This window comes from Herbaspirillum sp. B65 (assembly GCF_000333555.1).
GTDB lineage: Bacteria > Pseudomonadota > Gammaproteobacteria > Burkholderiales > Burkholderiaceae_D > Herbaspirillum > Herbaspirillum rubrisubalbicans.
Genome location: NZ_BADI01000496.1, coordinates 1 through 1,167 on the forward strand (window position 1 = coordinate 1; position 1,167 = coordinate 1,167).

General features: G+C 64.3%; 1 protein-coding gene and 1 pseudogene. Both read left to right on the plus strand.

All coding sequences use genetic code 11. From position 1 onward, the window contains the following. Positions 1 to 480: pseudogene (locus I5W_RS11930) on the plus strand (hypothetical protein); the annotation flags it as partial. A gap of 25 nt (positions 481 to 505) precedes the next feature. After that, positions 506 to 1,167 (plus strand): SDR family NAD(P)-dependent oxidoreductase (locus I5W_RS11935; protein WP_044529386.1); only part of this gene is annotated, 662 nt, incomplete at its 3' end.

The following is a 1,167-nucleotide window of genomic DNA, read 5'->3' on the forward strand; positions in this document are numbered from 1 at the left end:
CTTCATCCCGACACCATCATCTCGATAGGCGGCGGCAAGAAAGGCAACGCGCTGCCGGACGACTACCAGCAGCAGTGCTACGACTTTTTCAAGCTGGGACCGGAAAACTTCTGCGACGGTTACGGGATGGCGGAGATGTCCGGCTTCTGCCCGACCTGGCACAGCCAGGGCGGCTGGGTGATTCCGCCCTGGATCCTGCCCCTGGTGCTGGATCAGGCTGGTGAAAAACTGCTCAACCCGGCCGATGGCAAAGGCCGCGCCGAGGGACGCTTCGCCTTCATCGACCTGCTGGTCGACGGGCGCTGGGGTGGCCTGATCACCGGCGACAAGGTGGTCATCGATTTCTCGCCGACCGCCGACGGGGTGACCTGCCCCCACGTAGTCACCATGACACGCTACAAGGACTTGCCCGGCGGAGACGACAAGCTCTCGTGCGCCGGGACTATCGATGCTTATGTGCGCGGCTCCATCGGCGCCTGAACCACTCTCTCTACAAGGAATTGCTATGACAAACACACCACGTACATGGCTCATCACCGGTGTTTCCAGCGGCTTTGGCCGCTCCCTCGCCCAAGCGGTGCTGGCCCGCGGCGAGCGCGTCATCGGGACAGTGCGCCAGGCCCCCCAAGTTGTCGAATTCATGATGCAGGCACCGGGCCGCTCGTTCGCGGTGCGCCTGGACATGACCGACAGCGAGGCGGTGACGCGCGAACTTGGCGCTGCGATCGAGCGCGCCGGCGGCATTGACGTGCTGGTCAACAATGCCGGCTACGGCATAACCGGCGCCGTCGAGGAAGTCAGCCAGGCCGAAGCACGCCACCAGATGGAAACGAATTTCTTCGGCACCCTGGCCGCCATCCAGGCCGCCCTGCCCTTCATGCGCGCCCGGCGCCACGGCCATATCCTGAATTTCTCGTCGATCGCCGGGATTCAGGGCATTCCCGGCATGGCGCTGTATAACGCCAGCAAGTTCGCCGTCGAGGGTCTGTCCGAAGGACTGGCCGCCGAACTGAAGGATATGGGGATCAAGGTCAGCATCGTGGCTCCGGGCAGTTTCCGCACCGCCTTCGCCGGCCGCTCGATCCTCCGTGCCGAGCGCGAAATCGCGGCCTATGCCGACACTGCCGGCCAAGTGCGCCATAACATCGCTCACCTGGACGGCACCCA